General features: G+C 70.4%; 24 protein-coding genes. 10 read left to right on the forward strand and 14 right to left on the reverse strand.

What is annotated here, in order from left to right:
- Positions 1–133: 133 nt before the first annotated feature.
- Together ACFYW9_RS03035 and ACFYW9_RS03040 are read right to left on the reverse strand one after the other, a co-directional pair.
- Positions 134–1,030, reverse strand: a complete 897-nt coding sequence (locus tag ACFYW9_RS03035; RefSeq protein WP_389143923.1) for a polysaccharide lyase family 7 protein — start codon at positions 1,028–1,030, stop codon at positions 134–136.
- A gap of 33 nt (positions 1,031–1,063) precedes the next feature.
- Positions 1,064–2,677, reverse strand: coding sequence for a cation acetate symporter (locus tag ACFYW9_RS03040; RefSeq protein WP_389143926.1), 1,614 nt, complete (start codon positions 2,675–2,677; stop codon positions 1,064–1,066).
- 357 nt (positions 2,678–3,034) lie between these two features.
- Between ACFYW9_RS03040 and ACFYW9_RS03045 the strand changes: the two genes are divergently transcribed.
- The gene (locus ACFYW9_RS03045) at positions 3,035–3,664 is read left to right on the forward strand and encodes an AAA family ATPase (RefSeq protein ID WP_389143929.1); all 630 of its coding nucleotides are present in this window, start codon (positions 3,035–3,037) and stop codon (positions 3,662–3,664) included.
- Positions 3,661–3,885, forward strand: coding sequence for a hypothetical protein (locus ACFYW9_RS03050; protein ID WP_351864449.1), 225 nt, complete (start codon positions 3,661–3,663; stop codon positions 3,883–3,885). The genes ACFYW9_RS03045 and ACFYW9_RS03050 overlap by 4 nt, the downstream gene beginning before the upstream one ends.
- 109 nt (positions 3,886–3,994) lie before the next feature.
- Here ACFYW9_RS03050 and ACFYW9_RS03055 read toward each other — a convergent pair whose 3' ends face one another.
- On the reverse strand, positions 3,995–4,255 hold the full coding sequence (locus tag ACFYW9_RS03055) for a hypothetical protein (protein WP_326783698.1): 261 nt from the start codon (positions 4,253–4,255) through the stop codon (positions 3,995–3,997).
- A gap of 126 nt (positions 4,256–4,381) precedes the next feature.
- On the opposite strand from ACFYW9_RS03055, the gene ACFYW9_RS03060 reads away from it, so the two are divergent.
- The gene (locus ACFYW9_RS03060; protein ID WP_351864446.1) at positions 4,382–4,915 is read left to right on the forward strand and encodes a GNAT family N-acetyltransferase; all 534 of its coding nucleotides are present in this window, start codon (positions 4,382–4,384) and stop codon (positions 4,913–4,915) included.
- Between the two features lie 279 nt (positions 4,916–5,194).
- Here the strand turns inward: ACFYW9_RS03060 and ACFYW9_RS03065 are convergent, their stop codons facing one another.
- The gene (locus ACFYW9_RS03065; protein WP_351864443.1) at positions 5,195–5,761 is read right to left on the reverse strand and encodes a TetR family transcriptional regulator; all 567 of its coding nucleotides are present in this window, start codon (positions 5,759–5,761) and stop codon (positions 5,195–5,197) included.
- 129 nt (positions 5,762–5,890) lie between these two features.
- Between ACFYW9_RS03065 and ACFYW9_RS03070 the strand changes: the two genes are divergently transcribed.
- A complete protein-coding gene (locus ACFYW9_RS03070; protein ID WP_389143934.1) occupies positions 5,891–6,826 on the forward strand; it encodes an SDR family oxidoreductase in 936 nt (311 codons plus the stop codon).
- 283 nt (positions 6,827–7,109) lie between these two features.
- Here ACFYW9_RS03070 and ACFYW9_RS03075 read toward each other — a convergent pair whose 3' ends face one another.
- The 3 genes from ACFYW9_RS03075 to ACFYW9_RS03085 form a co-directional block, all read right to left on the reverse strand.
- Positions 7,110–7,481: a hypothetical protein gene (locus ACFYW9_RS03075; protein WP_389143937.1), complete on the reverse strand. Its 372-nt coding sequence runs from the start codon at positions 7,479–7,481 to the stop codon at positions 7,110–7,112.
- Between the two features lie 25 nt (positions 7,482–7,506).
- Complete coding sequence (locus ACFYW9_RS03080; RefSeq protein ID WP_389143940.1) at positions 7,507–7,704, reverse strand: hypothetical protein; 198 nt, start codon at positions 7,702–7,704, stop codon at positions 7,507–7,509.
- Positions 7,705–7,818: 114 nt separating this feature from the next.
- Complete coding sequence (locus ACFYW9_RS03085) at positions 7,819–8,595, reverse strand: hypothetical protein (RefSeq protein ID WP_389143943.1); 777 nt, start codon at positions 8,593–8,595, stop codon at positions 7,819–7,821.
- Between the two features lie 313 nt (positions 8,596–8,908).
- Here ACFYW9_RS03085 and ACFYW9_RS03090 point away from each other — a divergent pair, with 313 nt between their 5' ends.
- Together ACFYW9_RS03090 and ACFYW9_RS03095 are read left to right on the forward strand one after the other, a co-directional pair.
- Positions 8,909–9,280, forward strand: a complete 372-nt coding sequence (locus tag ACFYW9_RS03090) for a VOC family protein (protein WP_389143946.1) — start codon at positions 8,909–8,911, stop codon at positions 9,278–9,280.
- Positions 9,281–9,711: 431 nt separating this feature from the next.
- Positions 9,712–10,803: a PP2C family protein-serine/threonine phosphatase gene (locus tag ACFYW9_RS03095; protein WP_389143949.1), complete on the forward strand. Its 1,092-nt coding sequence runs from the start codon at positions 9,712–9,714 to the stop codon at positions 10,801–10,803.
- 104 nt (positions 10,804–10,907) lie between these two features.
- Here the strand turns inward: ACFYW9_RS03095 and ACFYW9_RS03100 are convergent, their stop codons facing one another.
- A complete protein-coding gene (locus ACFYW9_RS03100) occupies positions 10,908–11,645 on the reverse strand; it encodes a VWA domain-containing protein (RefSeq protein WP_351864428.1) in 738 nt (245 codons plus the stop codon).
- A 151-nt stretch (positions 11,646–11,796) separates the two neighbouring features.
- Complete coding sequence (locus tag ACFYW9_RS03105; RefSeq protein WP_389143953.1) at positions 11,797–12,159, reverse strand: HGxxPAAW family protein; 363 nt, start codon at positions 12,157–12,159, stop codon at positions 11,797–11,799.
- Positions 12,160–12,309: 150 nt separating this feature from the next.
- Between ACFYW9_RS03105 and ACFYW9_RS03110 the strand changes: the two genes are divergently transcribed.
- On the forward strand, positions 12,310–12,783 hold the full coding sequence (locus ACFYW9_RS03110) for a MarR family transcriptional regulator (RefSeq protein WP_351864752.1): 474 nt from the start codon (positions 12,310–12,312) through the stop codon (positions 12,781–12,783).
- A 288-nt stretch (positions 12,784–13,071) separates the two neighbouring features.
- Here ACFYW9_RS03110 and ACFYW9_RS03115 read toward each other — a convergent pair whose 3' ends face one another.
- The 3 genes from ACFYW9_RS03115 to ACFYW9_RS03125 all read right to left on the reverse strand — a co-directional run bounded on the left by ACFYW9_RS03115 (position 13,072) and on the right by ACFYW9_RS03125 (position 14,758).
- Entirely contained in the window at positions 13,072–13,722 is a 651-nt protein-coding gene (locus tag ACFYW9_RS03115; protein ID WP_389143956.1) for an HAD family hydrolase, read from the reverse strand.
- 209 nt (positions 13,723–13,931) lie between these two features.
- Positions 13,932–14,228 carry a hypothetical protein gene (locus ACFYW9_RS03120; protein WP_389143959.1) on the reverse strand — a complete coding sequence of 99 codons (297 nt, stop codon included), beginning with the start codon at positions 14,226–14,228 and terminating at the stop codon, positions 13,932–13,934.
- A 113-nt stretch (positions 14,229–14,341) separates the two neighbouring features.
- Positions 14,342–14,758, reverse strand: a complete 417-nt coding sequence (locus tag ACFYW9_RS03125) for a hypothetical protein (RefSeq protein ID WP_389143962.1) — start codon at positions 14,756–14,758, stop codon at positions 14,342–14,344.
- Positions 14,759–14,929: 171 nt separating this feature from the next.
- Between ACFYW9_RS03125 and ACFYW9_RS03130 the strand changes: the two genes are divergently transcribed.
- Positions 14,930–15,379 carry a hypothetical protein gene (locus ACFYW9_RS03130; protein WP_389143965.1) on the forward strand — a complete coding sequence of 150 codons (450 nt, stop codon included), beginning with the start codon at positions 14,930–14,932 and terminating at the stop codon, positions 15,377–15,379.
- A gap of 1 nt (position 15,380) precedes the next feature.
- Here the strand turns inward: ACFYW9_RS03130 and ACFYW9_RS03135 are convergent, their stop codons facing one another.
- Together ACFYW9_RS03135 and ACFYW9_RS03140 are read right to left on the reverse strand one after the other, a co-directional pair.
- Positions 15,381–16,583 carry an MFS transporter gene (locus ACFYW9_RS03135; RefSeq protein WP_389143969.1) on the reverse strand — a complete coding sequence of 401 codons (1,203 nt, stop codon included), beginning with the start codon at positions 16,581–16,583 and terminating at the stop codon, positions 15,381–15,383.
- Between the two features lie 238 nt (positions 16,584–16,821).
- Positions 16,822–19,425, reverse strand: coding sequence for a PA14 domain-containing protein (locus tag ACFYW9_RS03140; protein WP_351864408.1), 2,604 nt, complete (start codon positions 19,423–19,425; stop codon positions 16,822–16,824).
- Positions 19,426–19,584: 159 nt separating this feature from the next.
- Between ACFYW9_RS03140 and ACFYW9_RS03145 the strand changes: the two genes are divergently transcribed.
- Positions 19,585–20,598 (forward strand): LacI family DNA-binding transcriptional regulator, encoded by a 1,014-nt coding sequence (locus ACFYW9_RS03145; RefSeq protein ID WP_328444680.1) that lies wholly within the window; start codon positions 19,585–19,587, stop codon positions 20,596–20,598.
- A gap of 142 nt (positions 20,599–20,740) precedes the next feature.
- Positions 20,741–21,841 (forward strand): ABC transporter substrate-binding protein, encoded by a 1,101-nt coding sequence (locus ACFYW9_RS03150; protein WP_389143974.1) that lies wholly within the window; start codon positions 20,741–20,743, stop codon positions 21,839–21,841.
- The last annotated feature ends 1 nt before the right edge of the window (position 21,842 follow it).

The raw sequence follows: 21,842 nt of genomic DNA on the forward strand, positions 1-21,842 counted from the left end.
CCCCTCCCACCCCCCCCCGCGCCCCCCCCCACCCCCCCCCCCCCCCCCCCCACCCCCCCCCCCCCCCCGGCGGGCCCCCCCCCCCCCCCCCCCCCCCCCCCCCCCCCCCCCCCCCCCCCGTGTCCGACGCCCGTCAGCCGTGCGAGACCTTCAGGCCGTAGAAGGCGACCCTCGCCCCCTTCGTGGTGCTCCCGGAGGACGACTGGTTGTACGAGCCGGCCTTGAAGTACTGCTTGTAGGGGAAGAACGACGACGGGATCGCGTAGTGCGTGGTGCTGCCGTTGACGGTCAGGTCGATGGTGTCGCCGCCGGAGACGGCGATCGTGTACGTCCACGTCTTGCCGACCGCCACGTGTCCGACCGTGTGGGTCGTCTGGCCGCCCGAGGGCGAGTTCTCGGTGCCGACCACGATGTCACCGCTCGCGCGGTAGTACAGCTCCACCAGCGGTTTGGTCGACGATCCGCCGGAGCCGAGGTGGATCTGACCGACGCACACGTTGGAGGTGACCGACACCACCCGAAGTGTCGCGCTCAGCCGGTGGCTGCCGCCGAGCGACCAGTTCGCCGCGCTGCCGCTGCGGTTCATCTCCCGCAGTTCGGAGCGGGCGTAGTTGGAGTTCGGCGTCGTGACGCCCTTCTCGGGCGCCCAGAAGGTCATCGCGCCGTCGCGGGTGTCGGTGTAGAAGTACGCGTCCTGGTAGCCGTTCGCGCCCTGCAGCCGGGCGGAGGAGATGGTGGTGGGCGAGCCCGGGGAGCCCACGGGCTCCTGGAGTTGCCACACCGACAGGTCGAAGTTGCCGCCGGGCGCGACGTTCGGGTCGGCGGCGCCGGCGCTGGACGTGCCCAGGACGGTGACTACGGCGACGACTCCCGCGACGGTGGCCGTCGTCAGGAGCCGGGGCGCGGCACGTCCGGCAGCGAAGGAGGGGGTTCGGGTATGTGGTCGCTTGTTCACCATGGCGGTCGGGGCCTTTCGTCTGGTCGGATGGAGCAGACGGTGGGGAAAGGCGAGGTTCACATGGATGAACATTGAGTTCACCTGTGAACCTCATGTGCCGTGACGCTAAAGGTCTGCACCAACTCCGTCAAGAGGTCCCGCGCCCACGGCGGTCGAGGACCTCGGCCAGGACGTCCGAAGAGCGCGGGTGCGCCTGGGCGCGCGGCCGACGAGCCCGAGGAGGAAGCCGGCCGGAACGGTGACGAGCCCCGGTGTCTGGAGCGGGAACCAGCGGACGTCGTGGTCGGGGAAGACCGCGAACGGGGTGCCCGACACCGCGGGGGATCCCGCGAGCAGCAGCACGATGAGCGGAAGGGTCCCGTAGACGGTCCAGCGCACCCCGGTGGAGGAGTGACCGGGCAGGAAGAGCGCGTACAGCAGAACCGGGGCCAGCACCGAGGCCGCGACGGTGAACGACAAGGAGAGCAGCGTGAGTCTGCCGCGGTCCCCGAGGAGCGCCGACACGACGACGGCGACCGCTCCGACCAGGACGATCCCCAGCCGTGCCCGGCGGATCTCCCCGGCGGGCGAACGGCCCCCGCCCCCGTGCGCGGGCCGCCCGCCGAAGTCACGGGCCAGACTGGAGGCGGCCGCCAGCGTGATGCCCGCGACGGCCGCGAGGGTGGTCACGAAGACGGCGCAGGCGACGATCGCGAACAGCATGCTGTGCCGGGTGCCCCCGGCGACGGGGTCGAGCGCGCCCGTCACCATCAGCAGGGCGGTCGCTCCCCCGGGGTCGGCGGCCCGCACCGGACCCCGGCCCAGCAGGGCACAGGCACCCAGCCCGGCCACCACGACCCCGGCGCACACCACCGCCACCGGTCCGACCGCCCAGCCGACGGCGCGCCTCGCGGTGCGGGCCTCCCGGACCGGGTACAGCCGCATGGTGATGTGCGGCAGACAGGCGGCTCCGACCAGGAGGGTGGCCTCGAAGCCGATCAGGTCGAGGCGTCCGGCGACGGAGTGACCGAAGTGGAGCCCGGGGCGCGCGTAGGCGGCGCCCGCTCCGGACTGCTCCCGGGCGGCACCGAACAGGGCCGGCGGCGACCATCCGTACCGGGCGAGGACGACCCCGGCCAGCAGCAGCATGGCGATGAGCACCACACCGACCTTCAGGATCTGTACGTACCCGACGCCGCGCATCCCGCCGAACGCGGCGTAACAGACCATCAGGATCCCTCCGGCGACGGTGCATCCGGTGAGCGCGCCGTCCGGGAGCCCGAACATGGCCGCCATGACGCGTCCGGCGGTGGAGAGCTGCACCAGGAGCAGCGGGGTGAGGACGACGAGAGAGGCCACGCCGAGCGCCCGGCGCACGGAGGGGGCGCCGAGGCGGTCGGCGACGAAGTCCCCCAGGGTGAACACCCCTTTCCTGCGCAGGGGTTCACCCAGGAACCGCATCATCAGATAGAGCGAGACGACGGTGGCGCAGGCGAACAGGATGCCGTCCGCGCCGTCGAGGGCGACCGCGCCGGTGGTGCTGAGCAGGGTGGCCGCGGAGATGTAGTCACCGGCGATGGCCAGCCCGCCTCCGACCGGCCCGAAGGCCGCGCCGCCGCCCGCGTAGAAGTGCTCGGGGTCGTCCAGATCGGCCGCCGCCAGACCGCACAGCAGCAGGGACACGGCGACGAAGCCGAGGAAGACCATGACGGCGAGCGACTCCCCGTCGCCGGAGCTCATCGGCGGTCCTCCGACGGCGCCGCCGCGCACGGCCTCGTCCCTGCGCCCGGGACGGAAGCGGACGGAGATGCTGGAGATGCGGGAGATGTGTGACGTGAGGGCGATACGGAGGATGCGGGAGACGCGGAAGCTGCGGGAGACATGCCGGGCATGGCATCAACCGCGCCGGGGGCGCGTACAGGGCACGGCGCGTTCGGGCGGCCGGTGCACAGTGGCCGCGGCGCGGGTCTGTGCGGCGGCACAGCGCGTTGATCCATTGGGATGATTCACGGGCGCGGCGGGGTGAACGACGGGACGGTACCCGCCGCTTGGGCGACCGCCGGTCCCCCGTGGTCACTAGCGTGGCTCCCTGTGTCGATGAGCTATGCCTTTGTGAACCTGAAACCCGGAGTGGGCAAGACGACGAGCGCGGTGTGGCTGGCCCACGCGTTGCACGAGTCGGGCTTCTCACCCCTGTTGGTGGACAGTGACCCCGCGTCCTCGGCGCTGCGGTGGAGCGAACTGGCGGGAGGTTTCCCCTTCCCCGTGTTCTCCCTCCCCGTGGGCGACGTGCACCGGCGCGTGAACGACTTCCTCGGCGACCGGCAGGCCGTGGTGTTCGACGCCCCGCAGATGGAGGATCACGCCCACATCGCCCGGAGCGTCATGCGGTACGCGAGCGAGTGGATCGTGCCGGTGACACCGTCCCCCATCGAACTGGACCGCATGGCGCCCATCGGCCGCGAGATGGGCGACGTCCAGTCCCTGCGGGCCCGTCCGGCCCGCTCCGCCGTACTGCTGAACCGTACGAACCGTCCGGACGCCACACGTACCGGTCCCGACGCCGATGCCCGCGAAGCGCTCACGGAACGCGGCTTCGACGTGCTGTCCACCCACATCCCCCGACTCGACCTGTACTCCCAGTCGTTCGGCAGCCCTGTCACGGTCAAGGGATCGGCGTACATGGATCTCGCGGACGAACTCGTCAAGCGTCAGGACACGATGTGAACCAGCGCAAGGACACCTACCGGGCCGCCCTGCAACGGGAACCCGATGCCGCCCCGCCCCGTCACACCAAGGTCGCGCGGCTGCACACGCGATACGTCCGGGTGACGATCGAACTGGACCCCGCGCTCCCGGACGGACTGACCCGCTGGGTGGGACCGCCCGTGTCAGCGATCCTGCGTGTCGGCGCCGCCGCCCTGCGGCCTCTGACGGGTACCCCGTAGGCGCGTCGGGGGACCCCGTCCCCCGACGCCGGCAGGGTCCGGGGTGTCCGTTCGTCCGGGCCGGGAGCGTGTCGCTCGAACCGGCCGGGCACGGCGCCGCGACGAGGGCTCAGGTCTCCAACGGGTGGCCGCCGTCGCCCTCGACGACGACCCGGTCGACGCCGGGCTCGTCGCCCCGTTCGACCATCGTCAGGTCGATCCGCCCGTCACCGCTGGTGTCGAACTGGTAGAGATCGGCCTTGCCGTCGCCCGTGGTGTCGGTCATCCAGACGTCGGTCTTTCCGTCGCCGTTGGTATCGGCGCTGAGGACGACGTGATGCTCGTCGCCCTGGGTCTCGATCACTTCGTCCGTGCCGTCGTTGGTCTCCATGACGGCCGGTTGCCCCGGTCGACGGGGCCGAAACAAGGGCCCGCCCGGGCCCGGTCACTCCCGAGGCGGTACGCCGCGGTGCGGGGCCACCGGCCGGTGCCTCGTCCGTAAGGCAGGATGGGTGCCATGACCGAGATCCGCACCCCCCGCCTCCTCCTCCGCCGCTGGTACGACGACGACCTCGCCCCCATGGCGGACATCAACGCGGACCCCGAGGTCATGCGCTGGATCGGCGACGGTTCGGTCCGCGACCTCGACGCCACCGCCGAGGAGATCGAGCGGTGGGAGGACGAATGGGACGAGGAGGGCTTCGGCATCTTCGCCGTCGAACTGCTCGCCTCGGGAGAGCTGGCCGGTTTCGCGGGGCTGTCGGTGCCCGAGTACCTGCCCGAGGTCATGCCCGCCGTGGAGATCGGCTGGCGGTTCGGCTCACCGTTCTGGGGCCAGGGCTACGCGTCCGAAGCCGCCCACGCCACACTGGAGTTCGCCCTCCAGGACCGCGGCCTCGACCGTGTGATCAGTGTCGACCGGATCAGCAACGAGGCCTCGCTGAACGTCGTCCGCAAGCTCGGCATGAAGCCCGAGAGGGAGACCACCCACCCCGTGTACGGCTTCCCCCTGACCGTCCACGCGATCGACCTCACCGAGTTCCAGGCGTGATCCCCTCCGCGGTGTGAGCCCGCTTGCCGTGGGAACACGACTTCCCTTACGGCGAGGCTGCGGCGGCATGCGCGGTGGTGGTCGGAGAGCCGGCCCGGCTCTCCGCGCGCGGAGAGCCGGAAGTACCGATCGCCCGCGCCCACCCGCTGGAGCGGGTCCGGGACGCGTTCCGCGAGCTGGAACCGCGGAAGACCCACGGCAAGACCGTGCTCCCGCCCCGACCCCGGCCGCCGGGACGACCGGCGGCAGGCCGGGTGCGGCCATCAGCGGGATCCGACGTCACGCGTCCGCGGCCACTGCCCTCAGACCGGCCAACGACTCCCGTATGAACCGGACCAGTTCCTTCTCCTCGGTCCGCTCGACCCAGCGCCGGAAGGCGAACTTGAAGACGGCGATCCCCACCTCCGCGGCAAGGCCCGCGGAGGCCTCGTCGACCCCGCGCAGCCGCAAGGCGTCCGCGAGGGTCGCGGACATCGACGCGAGTTTGATCAGCTCGCGCTCCTGAAGGTCGGAGTTGGCGTCGATGACGGACTGCCGCTGCCGAGCGTGCTCCTGGCGCGCCTCCAGCACAGCCGCGGCACCTTCGAGGGCCGCCGCCACGGCATCCATCGGGGTGGCTGACTCGGGAGCCTGCGCGACGGCGTGCGCGAGCACCTCCCGCAGCTCGCCCGAACCCGCGAACAGCACCTCGCGCTTGTCCGCGTAGTGCCGGAAGAACGTGCGCTCCGTCAGCCCCGCCCGTTCGGCGATCTCCGCCACCGAGGTGCGGTCGAAGCCGCGCTCGACGTAGAGCTCCAGTGCCGCCCGTGCCAGGCGGCCGCGCGCGTCCGGCTCCCATCGACCCATGCCCGGCATCGTACTCGATGACAGTCACTGACATCGAGTGCTACGTTTGATGACAGTCACTGACATCGCGTGGTGGCCTCCCGTGTGCCCCGGGTGCGCGGACGGTCACCCCAGGCTGGAGGCTTTCTCATGCGTGTTTTCGTCACCGGGGCATCCGGATGGATCGGCTCCGCACTCGTCCCCGAGCTCATCGGCGCGGGGCACCAGGTCCTCGGGCTCGCCCGCTCGGACGCCTCGGCCGCGGCCCTGAAGCAGGCCGGGGCGGACACGGTGTCCGGCACCCTCGACGACCTCGACGTCCTGCGCGAGGCCGCCGAGGCGTCGGACGGCGTGATCCACCTCGCCTTCAAGCACGACCTCGCGTTCTCCGGCGGTTTCCAGGACGCCGCCGACGCGGACCGCCGCACCGTCGAGCTCTTCGGCGAGTCGCTCGCGGGTTCCGGGCGACCGCTGCTCATCGCGTCGGGGCTGATCGGCGTGGCCTCGGGCCGCCCGAGCACGGAAGCGGACGGACGGACCCCGGACGACCGGTCCGCACAGCTGCCGGGCGGCCCGCGCACCCGTATGGGCACCGCCCACGTGGCCCTCGCCCTCGCCGACCGGAACATCCGCTCGTCCGTCGTACGGCTCCCCCCGACCGTGCACGGCGAGGGTGACAACGGATTCATGGCGGCCCTGATCGGCATCGCCCGCGACAAGGGCGTCGCGGGGTACATCGGCGACGGCACCCAGCGCTGGCCGGCCACGCACCGCGGCGACGCCGCCCGCCTCTTCCGCCTCGCCCTGGAAGGCGCACCGGCGGGATCGGTCCTCCACGCGAGCGCCGAGGACGGCGTTCCGATCCGTGCGGTCGCCGAGGTCATCGGCCGTCACCTCGACGTGCCCACCCGCTCCGTCCCCACCGAGGAGGCGGCCGAGCACTTCACGTGGCTGTCGGGGTTCCTCGGCCTCGACAGCCCGGCCTCCAGCGAGCGGACCCGCGACCTGCTGGGCTGGAACCCGACCGGGCCGGGCCTGATCGAGGACCTGGACCTGGGGCACTACTTCCGGAACGGCGGGCAGTAGGGCAGCTCTCGCCGGGCCGTGACGCCCTGTTCCACCCGGGTTCGCGAACCCCTTCCGCAGGCCGATGGACGGCCCCGGCGCCACAGGAGTCCGGCGGCCCGCCGAAGCCTCGCCCCGTCGTCCGGGCCGCTCAGTTGCTCCGCCGGCGCGGCCGCCACGCCCACGTGCTCCATGAACACCGCCCGGTTCGGCGAGGACGGCGGGAGTACGTGCCCGTGCCCACGGCCGACCGGGCGCCCCCTCTCCCGGGTGGGGCGGGGCGGCGGTCGCGTCCCTCGGGCTTTCAGCCTCTCCGGAGTTCGAGCGTGATCGGTGTGGTGATGCGGACCTTGGCACCCGGGCGGGGAGTGCTGGAAACGACGGTCCAGGCACCCAGTCCACTGCCCGGGTCGGCCATCACGTCATGTCCGTCGGGTGCCACGGCCTCGATGTTGTCGAAGCACATGAGGTCCTTGCCGAGCGGGTCGAACGGCCGGCCCTCGACATCGGGCATGGACTGGGGCCATTCCTGCGCCCGACAGCGCGCGTTGACACTGTCGGCCGCCGCGTACGAGGGCGATGGCTTGGAACGCTTGGACTGCGAGGCGCTGCTGCAGGCACCGAGAACGGGGACGAGCACGGCGGTGACGGCGGCGATGACGGCACGGCGTTGCATGCGGATTCTCCTCTGCTCGGGCTGGCTACTTGACCGTTCCGGTCCGGAGAGGGCCTTCGGTCATGAGGTCCGCCCGCTTGCCCACGCGGCCCATGGTGATGACGGTGTCCGTACCGCTCGCCCTGTCGTCGTCGACGGGTTCGGCTCGGCCTTGCCGATGGACTGCGGAGCCGAATCCGGTGAGCACGGTCGTACGGCCGACGACAGCGGTTCTTGCGTACATGGTCCTCCCAAGGACGGTTCCGAGCGCCGTCATTGTGGCGCCCATGTGACTTGGAGTGGATGATCACGAACGCTTCGTGTCGTACCTGTGACCCGCGACGGTGCGGTACCGCCGTCACGCCCGGGACGCCACGGGTGCCGGACGCTCGGCCCGCAGCCGGCGCCAGACCGCCCGGGGGCAACGGCCCTTCGGGCGGCCGTCGGTGAAGTCCTGGTAGGGCACTCTGAGCGGTTGAAGGCCGATCTCGACCCAGTGGTCCTTGCCCGAGGTGAGATCCCAGCCGTCGCTCGGCATACGGATGTGATCGTGCCGGTGGTCCTTGTTCTGGCTGGTGATCTTGAGGACTTCCGCGTAGTGGAGACGGCTCCTCATGACCACGCAGTAGCGTTCCTTGCCGCCCTCGGTGTCCCGGAACGGAACCGCCGCGTGCCAGATCTCGCCCGGACCCGGGCGACGGCTCCCTGAGGCGAGGCCGCCGTCGTCCCACCTGCGGACCGCCACCCGGCACAGGTAAGCGACGAGACCGGCCGCACCGCACTGGGCCATCGCGCGGGCACTCCACTCGGGCGCGTCGAACCGGGCCGCGGCCCAGTGGGCGGCGATCCGGCCGAGCACGAGCACCACTGCCGCGCGAGCGAGGACCACCCATCCGGCGACGGACCTCCGGCGGCTCGCGAACAGGGCAACACCCAAGGCGGCGACGACGGGTACGCCGTGGACGACCGTGTGCTGCACCGGGCCCCGGACGTGCAGCGGCGGTTCCTGAGACGCCATCAGGTCGGGCAGGGTGACCGGCAGAGCCAGGGCGTAGCCGACGATGATCCACAGGTTCAGCAGCAGACAGCCCTTGACGGCCGTGCCCAGGCAGGACGTATTGGTGCGACGAGCCACCGGATCCCCTCTTCGTCTGTACCGGGTGCCGGAGTATTCAGGAACCCGGGACCCCGCGGGACGCGAAGTCGGAAGTTGCCGGGCGGCCGCAGGCCGTGTGCTACGGCCCCGCGTGGTCGGCACTCGCCGCAGGACCGCCCGCCGTGCGCCCCTCCGATGTGCGGCGTTCGGGTCACAGCCGTCACGTCCCGTGCGAACCGAAGGGCGGTGTGGGCCGGGGGGCGAGGGGTCGGGGGTCGGGGGCCGGTGGCGAGGGGCCGGTGTCACGATGCCGAGGGTGTGCCGATGCCGACGCCAGGGCACATGAGCGAATATGCCCCTTTCCTTGCATCACATCGTCATCGACGCGCACGACCTCCCCTCACTGGCGCGGTTCTGGGCCACGGTCCTGGGCTGGCGGATCCTCTCCGAGCGGGAGCGGGAGGTCGTGATCGGGCCGGACGAGACGGCTCCGGTGGGCATCTGTTTCATGCCGGTCACGGACCGGAAGGCCGTCAAGAACCGTCTGCACCTCGATCTGACCTCCCCGGCCGAGGACCGGGAGGCGGAGATCGAGCGCGTCCTCGCGCTCGGGGCGCGCAGGGCGGACGTGGGACAGAGCGGCGAGGAGTCGTGGACCGTGCTGACCGATCCGGAGGGCAACGAGTTCTGCGTGGTACGCCCGAAGGCGACCCTCATCGGCTAGGAGCCCGGCAGGCGACGGGGGACCGGGGCGGACGCCGGCGGGGCGCGGACGAGCGCGGGCGGGGCCCTCGCACTCGCCGGGCCCGAAGACCCGACCGGCGTCGTCCCAGGTACCGCGTGCCCCGGGACCGCACGGTGGGCGCCCCTGACGCCGTGGATCCCCTCTTCGGGTGTACCGGTGCCGCGTTGTTCAGGCGGTCGGCGCCTCGCGGGGCGCGGCATCGAGGTCACCGGGTGAACGGCGGTCCAGGCACCGCGCCCCGGTGTCGGCGGCACTCGCCGCCCGGGGCGCCAGTGGCGTGTCTCCGGTGTGCGGCGTTCGGGTCATAGCCATGGCGTAGCGTGCGAGCCGGGGCGCGATGCGGCGGCGGGGCGGACGGACGGACCATAGCCTGAACCGACAGGGAGATCAGTCGACGTCTGGAGCAGCGCGTGGCCGGGCTGGATGTGTGGCAGCGGCTGGGAAAGTGGAGGCGCCTGCTGCCGGCGGTCCTGCTCCTCGCGGCCGTGGTGATCGACTTCGTCACGCCGCCCACGGTCAGCGCCGCCGCTCTCTACGCGGCCGCGATCCTGACGTCCGCCGCTCTGCTGTCCCTGAGCGGGACCGTCATCACCGGGGCGGTGGCGTTCCTCCTCGACCTCGCCATGTTCGGGTACTTCGGCTTCCACGGAACCGCGACCCAGTTCAGCGAACTGTCCATGATCGCGACGGTCACCGTGATCGCGGTCTTCCTCAATCGCCTTCTGTACCACTTGCACACCCAACTGCGGTCGGCGCGCGACATCGCCGCCGCCGTACAGCGGGCCGTCCTGCGGGACCCGCCGGAAGCGAGCGGTCCCCTGCGGTTCGCCGCCCGTTATCAGGCCGCGCAGGCGGATGCGCAGATCGGCGGAGACCTCTACGCGGTGGTCGAGACGCCGTTCGGCGTGCGGTGTCTGATCGGCGATGTGCGCGGCAAGGGGTTGAAGGCGGTCAGGGCGGTCGAGGGCAGCATCGGCACCTTCCGCGAGGCGGCCCTGCATGAACCCGCCCTCACCGCGCTCGTGGAACGGCTGGAGCGAGCCGTCGCCCTCGAGATCCAGCAGTACGGGGGTGTGACCGAACTCGAAGGGTTCATCACGTGCGTGGTGGCGGAGTTTTCCCGGCACGGCAACGAGGTCCGCATGATCAACCGCGGCCACCCCGCACCCATGCTGATTCTTCCGGACGCCGTACGGTACGTCGAACCCGGCCGGCCGGCCTTGCCCCTGGGCCTGACCGCGCTGGCCACCGCCCCGGAGCGCGTCGACACGGTGAGGTTCCCGCAGGGCGCCACTCTGCTCCTGTACACCGACGGACTCACGGAGGCCCGGAACTCGAAGGGCGACTTCTACGACCCTCTCGGCCGGTTCAGCCGGCTTCGGCACGCCGATCCGGACGCCTTCCTCGACGCCCTGCTGTCCGACGTGCACGAACACACCGGCGGCCGCAGAGCCGACGACTTGGCGATGCTGGCGATCACCCATGCGTCCGACACCGCGTGACGCCGCTCACGGAGAAGTCCGGGACAGCGCTCAGGCCGCTCCCCGCCGGCCGGCGTTCCTGGTCACGCCTCGCCGCTCGAAACGACCGGCCACGGGAGCGCTCACTACAGGACCCGAGCGGTGCGGGCCGACGAAAGCCAGCTGGGGAACTCCCGCAGAAGCCGGTCGTAGAGCAGATCGTCGCGCACCTTGCGCGGATCGCGGCCGGCGTGGAAGAAGCCCGCGTTGTCGACGACGCGGTGTCCGGGCACCGCCAGGTCGTCGAGGCGGCGGAGGAAGGCGAACTCGTTGTCATCGGGGTCGCCGAACCCGATGAACTGCCAGAACAGCGGCAGGCGGGCGGCTTTGCACAGGTACCGCTCGGCGGCGGACTTGCTGGTGGGCCCGCCGTCGGTCTGGAAGATCACCAGGGCTGGGGCGTCACTGCCGGAGGCCAGGTAGTGGTCGATGACCTCGTCCATGGCCCAGTGGTAGTTCGTCCGTCCCATGTGACCGAGGTTCTCGTGCAGTTTGTCGATGCGGCCACGATGCCCTCCGAGCCTGAGATCGGTGGATCCGTCGACGTCGGTGGAGAAGAACACCACCGGCACCGTGCCGTCGTCGTCGAGGTGGGCGGACAAGGAGAGGACCTGCTCACCGAGATGCTGCATGGTGCCGTCCTTGTAATAGGGCCGCATCGAACCGGAGCGGTCCAGTACGAGATACACGGCGGCGCGCACCCCCTCGAGACCGTGCGCGCTCACGCTGGATCCGGCCGCCTTGTACAGACTCACCAGATCCGGGGCCTGCGCCTGCATCTTGGACAGACTGATCGCCGGGGCGTCGTTCTGTGCCCTGCCCATGGTCACCGCTTCCGTGTCGCCTGACCCCTCATCCTTGCGGTTGAGGCGTTACCACGAGGCAGAGTTGGACAACGCGGTGGACTCGGCGCCGCGATCGGGGGCGTACCGAAAGCTCGACGCGCCGTGGGGAAAACCCGAGCGCCTGCCCCGTTCAGGCGTCGGCGACCGCCGTCTCCGCGGGGCGCTCCGCGACTTGCGGGCGAGACGTCCGGCGCCCCGCGAGGCGGCAGCCGAGACAGTCGCCGTGGCCGTCGCGGGCGGTGACGTCCCTGACGCGCCAGTCCCACTGGGCGACAGGGCGCGGGCCGCTCGGTTTGCCCCAGCCCGCCAGGTGAAGCGCCCACGTGGCCAGCAGGGCCAGGGCCAGCACCGCCGCTCCCACAAGCGCGAGAGGCCCCGACCCCGTGACCATCGCGAGTCCGCAGAGCCCGAATCCCAGCGTCGCGATACCCGCACCGCTCCAGCCGGCAACGGTGTGGCCAAGGTCGTGGTCGTCGTCACCGTGGATGAACAAGATCTCGCTCCTTGAGAGCTGTGAAAATGGCAAGGTTGACTACATCGCGAGATCTCTTATCTCGCGAGCTAATTATCTTAGATTCTAAGAGGACTCGTGAGTGATCACAAGGAGCGTCCGGCCGCCACGGCGGACCAGGCTCTCTACGCCATGGACCGGATGATCGCCACCGCCCAGTTCGGACAGCAGGACATCGCCCGCCGGATGGGCCTGAACGTCACGGACCTCACCTGCCTGGGCTTTCTCATGGAAGCGTCCATGGCCGGCGAGTCACTGGTCGCGGGCGATCTCGCGGAACGGGCCAGGCTGACCACGGGAGCGGTCACGGGAGTGCTCAACCGCCTGGAGAAGGCGGGCTACATCCGGCGCACCGCGGACCCGGGCGACCGCCGCCGCGTGTACGTGGTCATGGAGGAGACCGCCCAGGAACGCATTCTCGAGATCTACGGCCCCGTCTACCAGCGGTTGACGACGCTCTTCGCCGACTACGGACCGGACGAGATCGCCGTGCTGGCGGACTGGTTCACCAGGGCCCGCACCATGTTCGACGAGGCGTTGCACGAAATCCGGGAGGGAGTGTCCGCGTCACCGCCGGCCGAGGGGACTCCATCTCGTCGAGGGTGACGCTCCCGCGCCCCGGGAAGGCGGTACTTGTCGTGGCCGTAGCCGTGGTCGGCAACCAGGGCGTCAATGGCCGTGCGCGGCCGACCGGACCGGATCCGCTTCGAGCCCCTTCGGGCGGCCCGTACGGGGGAGGATCACGCCCGGGCCGAAGCCCCGCTTCCTGGGCAGGCACTCCCCCTGAATACCGGCGCGCAACACGAACAGGATCCCGCGCAAGGCCTGCCGGTCCGGTGCCGCGGTGTGCCCCTCCCCCCACCTCCATGGTGACGACCGACGGTCGACGGAGGGCTATTGCTCGCCGAGCAGGGTGGGCAGTTCGCGCATGTCGTGGAAGACGACGGTGTCCGGGCCTTCGAGCTGCTCGGCCGGGGTGAGTCCACCGGCGTAGCCGAAGGCTCGCATGCCCGCGGCACGGGCGGCCTGGACGCCGGGCCGACTGTCCTCGATCACCGCACAAGCTGACGGATCGACGCCCATTCGTCGCGCGGCGTGCAGGAAGAGGTCGGGAGCCGGTTTGCCGCGGCCGACTTCGGTGGCGCTGAAGATCCGGCCCGCAAAGTATCCGTACAGTCCGGTGCGCCCCAAGGTATGTCTCATCTTGTCGTGTGAGCCGCTGGAAGCCACGCAGGCCGGCAGGGTCATGCTGGTGAGCACCTCGGATATCCCCTCGACGGGGTCGAGCTCGGAATCCACGGCCTCGCTGTGGAGTTCCTCGAACCGCTTCAACCAGACCGCCGCCGTCTCCTCACCCAGCCGAGCGGCGACCTGCGCGTGGATGTCGGCGTGCGAACGCCCGATGAACCGGGCGATCACCTCTTCCGAGGTGATCGGCCAGCCCAAGGTGGCGCCGAGGGCGACCTGAACGCTTACGGCGATGCGTTCGCTGTCGACCAGCACCCCGTCGCAATCGAATATCACCAGTTCGACAGGTTTGATCATTTCGGCAGCATAGGGCTGGGGCGGGCTCCGCCGCCGCCGAGATGTCAGGCCGCCATGCCGTATCCCCGGTGCGGGGGCGGTCGTTCGAGGCCGCCACTCTTGAGGTGCGAGGCGTGCAGCGGTGTTCGGGCGCCTCTGGGCACCCATGAGGAGTTCTCGAAGCGAGCGGGCCCACGCTCTCCCGCGAGGGCCCGCCGTCGACGCCGGGGTCAGGATCCGCCGGCGGACTCCACGACGTCGCCCGCGCTCACCGCTTCGTCCCGTGCCATGCCGAGGAAGCGCTGGACCGTCTGGATCGGCATGTCGAGCCCCTCCGACGCCTCCTGCATCCCGCCGAACACCTGCACCGCCTCGGCGACGGCCATGGCCACCTCTACCTCGGCCTTACGGACCTTGGCCTCGGCCTTGTCCACGGTGTCGACGACCGCCAACTGACGGCGCTGCTTCTCCTGAAGGCGCTGCTTGCGCGACAGGGCTCTGTCGGAGTTCGAGTTCTGCACAGACATGGCCAAGATCATAATCAGTTGCCGGCGCACCCGTGAAATCTGCAACTTGCCTGCACGGCGTGGGCATTCACGGTTCGAGGCAAGGCCTCCCGGCACCAGCACCGGCTCGGTCTTCAGGCCCCCCGCATGAGCTCCGCGTTGACGGCGTCGACCTTGGCGTACAAGGGCCCGTCGACAAGGACGTCCTGGCCCCTCCCCCGCCGCCACGGGTCCACGTCGATCACGGTGACGAGCGCGTTGCCCAACCCGACGACGACCCACCAGTCCCGCCCGTCCGCCCGCACCCGCCAGGTCGACTTCACCCACTTGCCGGTGTCCGTACGCACCTCGGCCGAGACCAGTTCCCAGCTCGTCGGGTCGAAGGACACCAACTCCTCCACGGGAGCCTCGCGTTGACGGATCCGCTCGGTGACGTGGCCGCCGCGGGCCACCAGCCGCACCGGCTCGCGCAGGATGTGGCGGACGCGTACGAAGAGGGAGTCGGGGCCCGACTCGACAGGGAAACGGGCGGTCTCGAAACGGGGCGGCACGGCGAACTCCTCACGACCGGGCGGGTGGGCCGGAGACGGACACGGAACACCAGGTCAACAGGCTCCGGCACACCACCGACAGGAAGGCCTCTCTTCCCCGGCGGTCCGTACTAAAGTCCGTCCCCCGACGGATCTTGGCCCGGAGTGGAAATGACGCGAGACGGCACTGACATGCTCCGACCTCTTCTCATACCGCTGCCGGCGGCGGCCCTGGCCGGATGCACGCTCCTCGGCCAGGCCACGCCGTGCACCATGGCCGACGGCGACTCGCGGGTCTCCGTCGTGTGGCGGCCCGACGACTTCGGCGGCCGGGACTCGGCGAGAATCAGGCTCTGTGTGAACAGCCGCTGCGAGGAGTGGACGTCGGGTCGTCCCGCCGACCCGTTCGCCTCGCTGTCGGTCCGACTCCCGGACAGGGTCGGCGCGTCCACCCTGCCGGTGCGGCTCACCGTGACGTCGGCGGAGAGCGGTGACACGGTCGTCGAGGACAGAACCCGCGTCAGGCTGACCGAACAGCACCCCAACGGCACATCCTGTCCGCCCACCGTCTGGACGGCGACGTTCCGAGCCCACCCGGACAAGGGCCTCACATCACCCAGGGGCTTGAAACTCCAGGGGTGAGTCACGCCTCGCCACCCGACTCGGCGGGAACCGGCCGTCGGAGCAGATAGACGCCCGCGATCGAGACCAGTACGGCCATGCACGCGATGAAGACCAAGCCGGCACCCTCCAGGCCGATGGGGCCCACCAGTACGCCCACACCGATCACCGGCACCGAGATGCCCGCGTACGCGACCACGAACAGCGTGGAGATCACCGCCGCTCGCTGATGTTCCGGCGAGGCCTGGGCAATGGTGGTCAGAGCGCCGCGGAACGCGAGGCCCTGGCCGGTTCCGCCCACGATCGCGCTCAGCACCACCAAGGCCATGAGGTCCCATCGGAGCGCGCCCGCGAGCAGGACGAGGCCGGCGAGGAGCGCGGCGCAGCCCAGGGGCAGGGACCGTCCCGCTCCGACCCGGCCGACGGCGAGCTGCCCGGCGGTCGAGGCGAAGAAGGCGAGTGCGACGACCAGTCCGCTCACCGCGTGGTCGGTCACGTCCAGGGACTCGGCGAGGAACGCGGGGCTGACGGAGGTGAACACCCCGAAGAGGGCGAACCCCACGAACGCGGCGATCGCGGGCGGCGCGAACACCGGCCGCACCTGTGGGGGCAGGCCGGGCCGTTGCGGTCGTACGGTGCTCAGCGGCCGGCGTTCGCGTACGGTCTCCGGAAGCCGCAGCAACACGGCGGCGGAGAGTGCCACCAGGGCGAGGTGGACGGCGAACGGCAGGTACAGCGGCCAGGGGGCGTACTGCGCGAGGAGGCCCGCGAGCAGCGGACCGCAGCCGAGTCCGCCCATGTTGGCGGCCGTCGCGACGAAGGTGGCCCGGGCGGCGCCGCCCGGCGGTGCCAGCTCCATCACGTAGGCGGTGGCGGCCCCGGTGAACAGGCCCGCGGACAGGCCCGACATCAGCCGCCCCACGTACAGCCAGCCCAGACCGGTGGCGGCCAGGAAGCAGACGGCGCTCGCCGCCGCGAAGCCGAGGCCACACAGGAGCACCGGACGCCGGCCCACCGTGTCCGAGGCGTTGCCCGCGAGCAGCAGCACGCCCATGACCCCGAAGGCGTACACGGCGTACACGACGGTGACGGTCAGCTCGGAGAAGCCGAACTTCTCCTGGTAGAGGCTGTAGAGGGGGGTCGGCAGCGTGGTACCGGCCATGCAGACGGCGAACACCGCCCCGCTGAGCAAACACTGGCGCCACCCTCGGCGATCACCGTCCATGGCGCCGACAGTAGCGTCGTGGCCGCCGCGATCCGGCCCGACGTGCCGCCGGACAAAACCGGCGGAGGCCGTGGAGCGGCATGAGCGTTTCCGGACGCTCGTTCCTCGTGGGTGAGCGGTGTGGCTGTGCGCGGTCCGCCCTCCTCGGCGGGAGGGCGGACCGCGCCGACGCCCCGTCAGGGGGCCGGTGCGAGGCGCGTACGGAGCGACGGGGAGGCGTGCGCCGGGCGCCTCGTCGTCAGGAGCAGCCGGCCGGTGTGGCCTGTGACGCGTCGTGGATCAGCGCGTCGTGGGCGGCCTTCAGCCGGGCCACGTCGGGCTTGACCACCGTTCGGTCGTAGGTGACCAGGCCGTTCAGTTCTCCTTCCACGTCCGAGATCTGGGTGTAGACGGCGCCGTTGCCGCCCTTGCAGGCGAGCTTGTGCACCTCGGCGAGGCGGGCCAGGTAGTCGTCGGTGTACGCCGAGGGGTCGACGTCGACGTAGGACTGCTGGACGGACCAGGCGTGTCCGGGCACCGCGAGTCCGAGACCGCCGTACTCGCCGCTGACCAGGGCCCGTTTCCCGTCCGGGTTCGGTGGCAGCGCGGGGCTCGGGTAGCCGTGCTCGTCGATGATGTCGCCGGTGCCGCCGTCCACGCCGAGGTTGATGCCCGACATGGAGTTGACGAGGCGCGTCGGGTCCCAGGCCTTGGCCTGGTCGGCGATGCGGGCTTCGTCGTACTGTCCCCAGCCCTCGTTGAAGGTGACCCACATGACGACCGACGGGCTGCTGATGTGCTCGTCGATCATCTGCTTCATCTCGCGCTCGTACTCGGCGCGGGAGGCGGCGTTCGGGTTGACCCCGGCGGTCATGGCGGGCATGTCCTGCCAGACCATCAGGCCGAGCCGGTCCGCCCAGTAGAACCAGCGGTCGGGTTCCACCTTGATGTGTTTGCGGACCGAGTTGAAGCCCATCTCCTTGTGCGTCTTCAGGTCGTACGCCAGGGCCTCGTCGGTCGGTGCGGTGTGCAGGCCGTCGGGCCAGAAGCCCTGGTCGAGGGTGGCCATCATGAAGACGGGTTCGCCGTTGAGGACGGTGCGCGGGACTCCGTTCACCTGTTCCACGGCGATGGACCTCATGCCGAAGTAGCTTCCGACGCGGTCGGCGCCGACGCTGACCTTCAGGTCGTAGAGGAAGGGGTCGTCGGGTGACCACAGGTGCGGGTCGGTGATCTTCAGGACGAGCGGCTGCCCGGTGCGGCCCTTGACGGTGGCCACCTCGCGGTGTCCGGCGTACGCGGTCGCGGTGACCGGCACTCCGTCCCGCACGCCCTTCGGCTCGACGGTGAGCCGGCTGTTCCCGACGTCGGGCGTCAGCTTGAGGGAGTCGACGTGGTCGGAGGCCACGGGCTCCATCCACACCGTCTGCCAGATACCGGAGGACGGGGTGTACCAGATGCCGCTGGGGTCCAGGCGCTGCTTGCCGACCGGCGGGTTCTCGCCGCCCTGCGCGTCGGTCGGGTCGTAGACGCCGACGATCAGTTCCTGGGTGCGGCCGGGCTTCAGCGCGGCGGTGATGTCGGCGCTGAACTTGTCGTAGCCGCCCTGGTGTTCGGTGACCTTGGTGCCGTTGACATAGACCTCGGCCCGCCAGTCGACGGCGCCGAAGTTGAGCTGGAGGCGCTTGCCGGAGCCGACCTTCCAGTCGGACGGGACGGTGAAGGTCCGGCGGTACCACATGCGGTCCTCGTGCCGTTCGATGCCGGAGAGCTGGGACTCCACCGGGTAGGGCACGCGGATCTTCTCGGCGAGATTCTTTCCGACCGGGGGCTGTTCGCCGGCCTTGGCGGGGGCGAACTGCCAGGAGCCGTTCAGGTCGCGCCAGTCGGCCCGGGTGAGCTGGGGCCGGGGGTACTCGGTGCGGGCCTTGCCCGCCTCCACCTCGTCGGCCCACTTCGTCCGCAGCTCATGGGTGGAGTGGTTGGGTCCGCTGCTCCAGAAGGCGCTGACAACGTTGCCGTTCGTCCCGGAGAGGCCGCCCTTGCCGTCGTAGCGCAGGTCGGCGGTGCCCTTGGCCGTACCGGTCTTGTTGCCGACGACGGGTTCCTTGAGGCCGACGATCAGGGACTTGGGGTCGGCGGGGTCCAACTTCGCTGTGGCCAAGGGCCACTTGGCGCCGCCGATGACGGCTTCGACGTGATCGGTCAGGCCCGCCGGGGGTGCGGTCAGCGGCTGGGCGAAGTCGAGGCGCAGGCTGCGACCGTCGCCCTGGACGGTGGTCGCGACGGCGCCGTCGTAGGCGTATCCGTCGGGCAGTCGGAGTGCCGACCGCGGAACGGCCGTCTTGGTGCCGCCGGGCGGGGTCCAGCGCAGATGGAGGTTGGATCCGCCGAAGTGCTCGAAGTACTCGACCTTGATGTCGTAGGCCTGCCCGGCGGTCAGGTCGATGGGCTGGGCGGTCTGTTCGCGGTCCCAGTCGTCGACCCAGTGGTCGATGGCGAGGTGTCCGTCGACCCACAGCCTGAAGCCGTTGTCCCCGATGACCGAGAACGTGTGCGGGCCGGTCTTCTCGGGGACGATCCGGCCGGTCCAGCGGACGTTGACGTCGTCCGACCGTCCGGTGGCGAAGGCGAGTCGGGGCTCCAGGTTGTCGAAGTCGAGGTTGGTGTCCAATCCGGTGGCTTTGAGCTCGTGGAAGTCGAAGGCGCCGGGGGCGGACTGGGTGTAGTACTCGCCCTTCAGGCCGTGGACTTCCACGGGGTCGTCGGCCGCTGTGGCGGACGGGGCTCCCGTGAGGCCCGCCAGGCCGAGTAACGCGGCGACCAGGATGGCCAGTTGGGGTCGGAGTCTGCTGATGCGCACGGATCCTCCTTGGCTGAGGAAGGGTGGCGGCTCGTTGCTTCAGTCTGTACAACGTTGGAAGTAGCGGGAGTGGGCATCACAGCACGGGTCCCGGCCTCTGTCCAGGGTCATGACAAACGCCCAGGTGACAGAGGCGCACATCGATGAAGAGGAGATCCCTTGCGGGTCAGCCTGAAGGACGTCGCGGAGCACGCCGGCGTCTCGATCAAGACGGTTTCGAACGTCGTGAACAACTATCCGCACGTCACCCCTGCCATGCGGGCCCGGGTCCAGGAGGCCATCGACGAGCTGGGCTACCGGCCGAACCTGACGGCACGCCACCTGCGCAAGGGACGCACGGGCATCATCGCCCTCGCCGTCCCCGAGCTGGGCAACCCGTACTTCGCGGAGCTGGCGGGAGCCGTCATCGACGCCGCCGCCGAGCACGAGTTCACCGTCCTGCTCGACCACACCCGCGGCGACCGGGAGCAGGAAGTGCTGGTGAGCCAGGGTTTCCGGGCCAATGTGATCGACGGTCTGATCCTCAGTCCGCTGGAGCTCGAGGACGAGGACCTGCGCTCCCGCACCGACGACGTACCGCTCGTGCTGCTCGGCGAGCGGCAGTACGAACTGCCCTACGACCACATCGCGATCGACAACGTGTCGGCCGCGCGCAGTGCGGTACGCCATCTGCTGAGCCGCGGACGCTCGCGGATCGCCTACCTGGGGGCCCGCACGGATTCGGCCAACCGGCCCGCGCATCTGCGACTGGCCGGCTGGCGCGCGGAGTTGACGGAGGCCGGGGTGCCGGCGCCCGACGAACTCGTGGTTCCGGTCGGCGGCTGGGACCGCGACGAGGGCGCGCGGGCGATGGCCTGGCTGCTGGACTCCGGGGTGCGTCCGGACGCCGTCTTCGCGTACAACGACCTGGTCGCGATCGGTGCGATGCGGGTGCTGCACGAACGGGGTCTGCGGGTGCCGTGGGACGTGGCCGTGGTGGGTTTCGACGACATCGAGGAGGGGCGGTTCGGGGCGGTGACCCTGACGACGATCTCGCCGGACAAGCAGGCCATCGCGCGGATGGCGGTGGCCTCCCTGCTGCGGAGCCTGTCGGGCCGGACCGAACCCGGCGGACGTGAACTGACTGCGGATTTCAAGCTGGTTGAGCGCGAGAGCACGCTGGGGCGGCGCTGACGGGATTTCGGACGGAGGGGTTTACAGGCCCCTTCCAACGATGTAAAAACCTCCCGGAACGACGAGTACACCGAGTTGACCGCAAGAGCCGATCATCCCCGGGAGCGCTCTCAGCGCCGGGGCCGCGCCGTTTGGGGACTCCATGAAGCCGCTCGCACCACGTCACCGCACCTCCGCCAGGACCCTCCTCGCCACCGGCCTCATCACGAGCCTCGCGCTCGTCTCCGGATGCGCGAAGTCCGAGGACGACACCGCAGGCAAGGACAAGAGCTCCGCGAGCCAGGACGACCAGGGGCAGGTCGTCGCCTCACCGTCCTCGGGTTCGGGACCGGCCTGCGCCATCGACGCCTACGGTGCCGAGAAGACCGACCTGAAGTCGGCCACCGTCGGCTTCTCCCAGTCCGAGAAGGAGGCCAACCCCTTCCGGATCGCCGAGACCGCGTCGATCAAGGCCGAGGCGGACAAGCTGGGCGTGAAACTGCTGACGGCCAACGCCCAGTCGCAGTTCTCCAAGCAGATCAGCGATGTCCAGGACCTCATCGCCAAGGGCGCCGACCTCCTCGTGATCGCGCCGCTCAACTCCGACGGCTGGGAACCGGTCCTGCGCTCGGCGTCCGCCAAGCACATCCCGATCATCACCATCGACCGCAAGATCAACGCCACCGCCTGCAAGGACTACGTGAGCTTCATCGGCTCCGACTTCGTGGAGCAGGGCAAGCGGGCCGCGGACCAGATGATCGAATCGACCGGCGGCAAGGGCGAGATCGCCATCCTGCTCGGCGCCGCCGGCAACAACGTGACGACCGAACGCACCCAGGGCTTCGAGGACCGCATCAAGGAGAAGGCCCCCGGCCTCAAGATCGTCTTCAAGCAGACCGGTGAGTTCGCCCGGGAGAAGGGCCAGTCGGTCACCGAGAACCTCATCCAGTCCAAGCCCGGCATCACCGGGATCTACGCCGAGAACGACGAGATGGGCCTCGGCGCGGTCAACGCCCTCAAGGGGGCCGGCAAGCAGCCGGGCGCGGTGAAGATCGTGACGATCGACGGCACCCGCAACGCCGTCCAGGGCATCGTCGACGGCTGGATCGACGGGGTCGTCGAGTCCAACCCGCGCTTCGGGCCGCTCGCCTTCCAGACCCTGGACACCTTCACCAAGGGCGAGAAGGTCTCCCAGGACATCGTCATCCAGGACAGCGCGTACACCAAGGACAACGCCAAGACCGACCTGGGCAAGGCCTACTGAC

The organism is Streptomyces sp. NPDC002698, assembly GCF_042888945.1.
Taxonomy (GTDB): Bacteria; Actinomycetota; Actinomycetes; order Streptomycetales; family Streptomycetaceae; genus Streptomyces.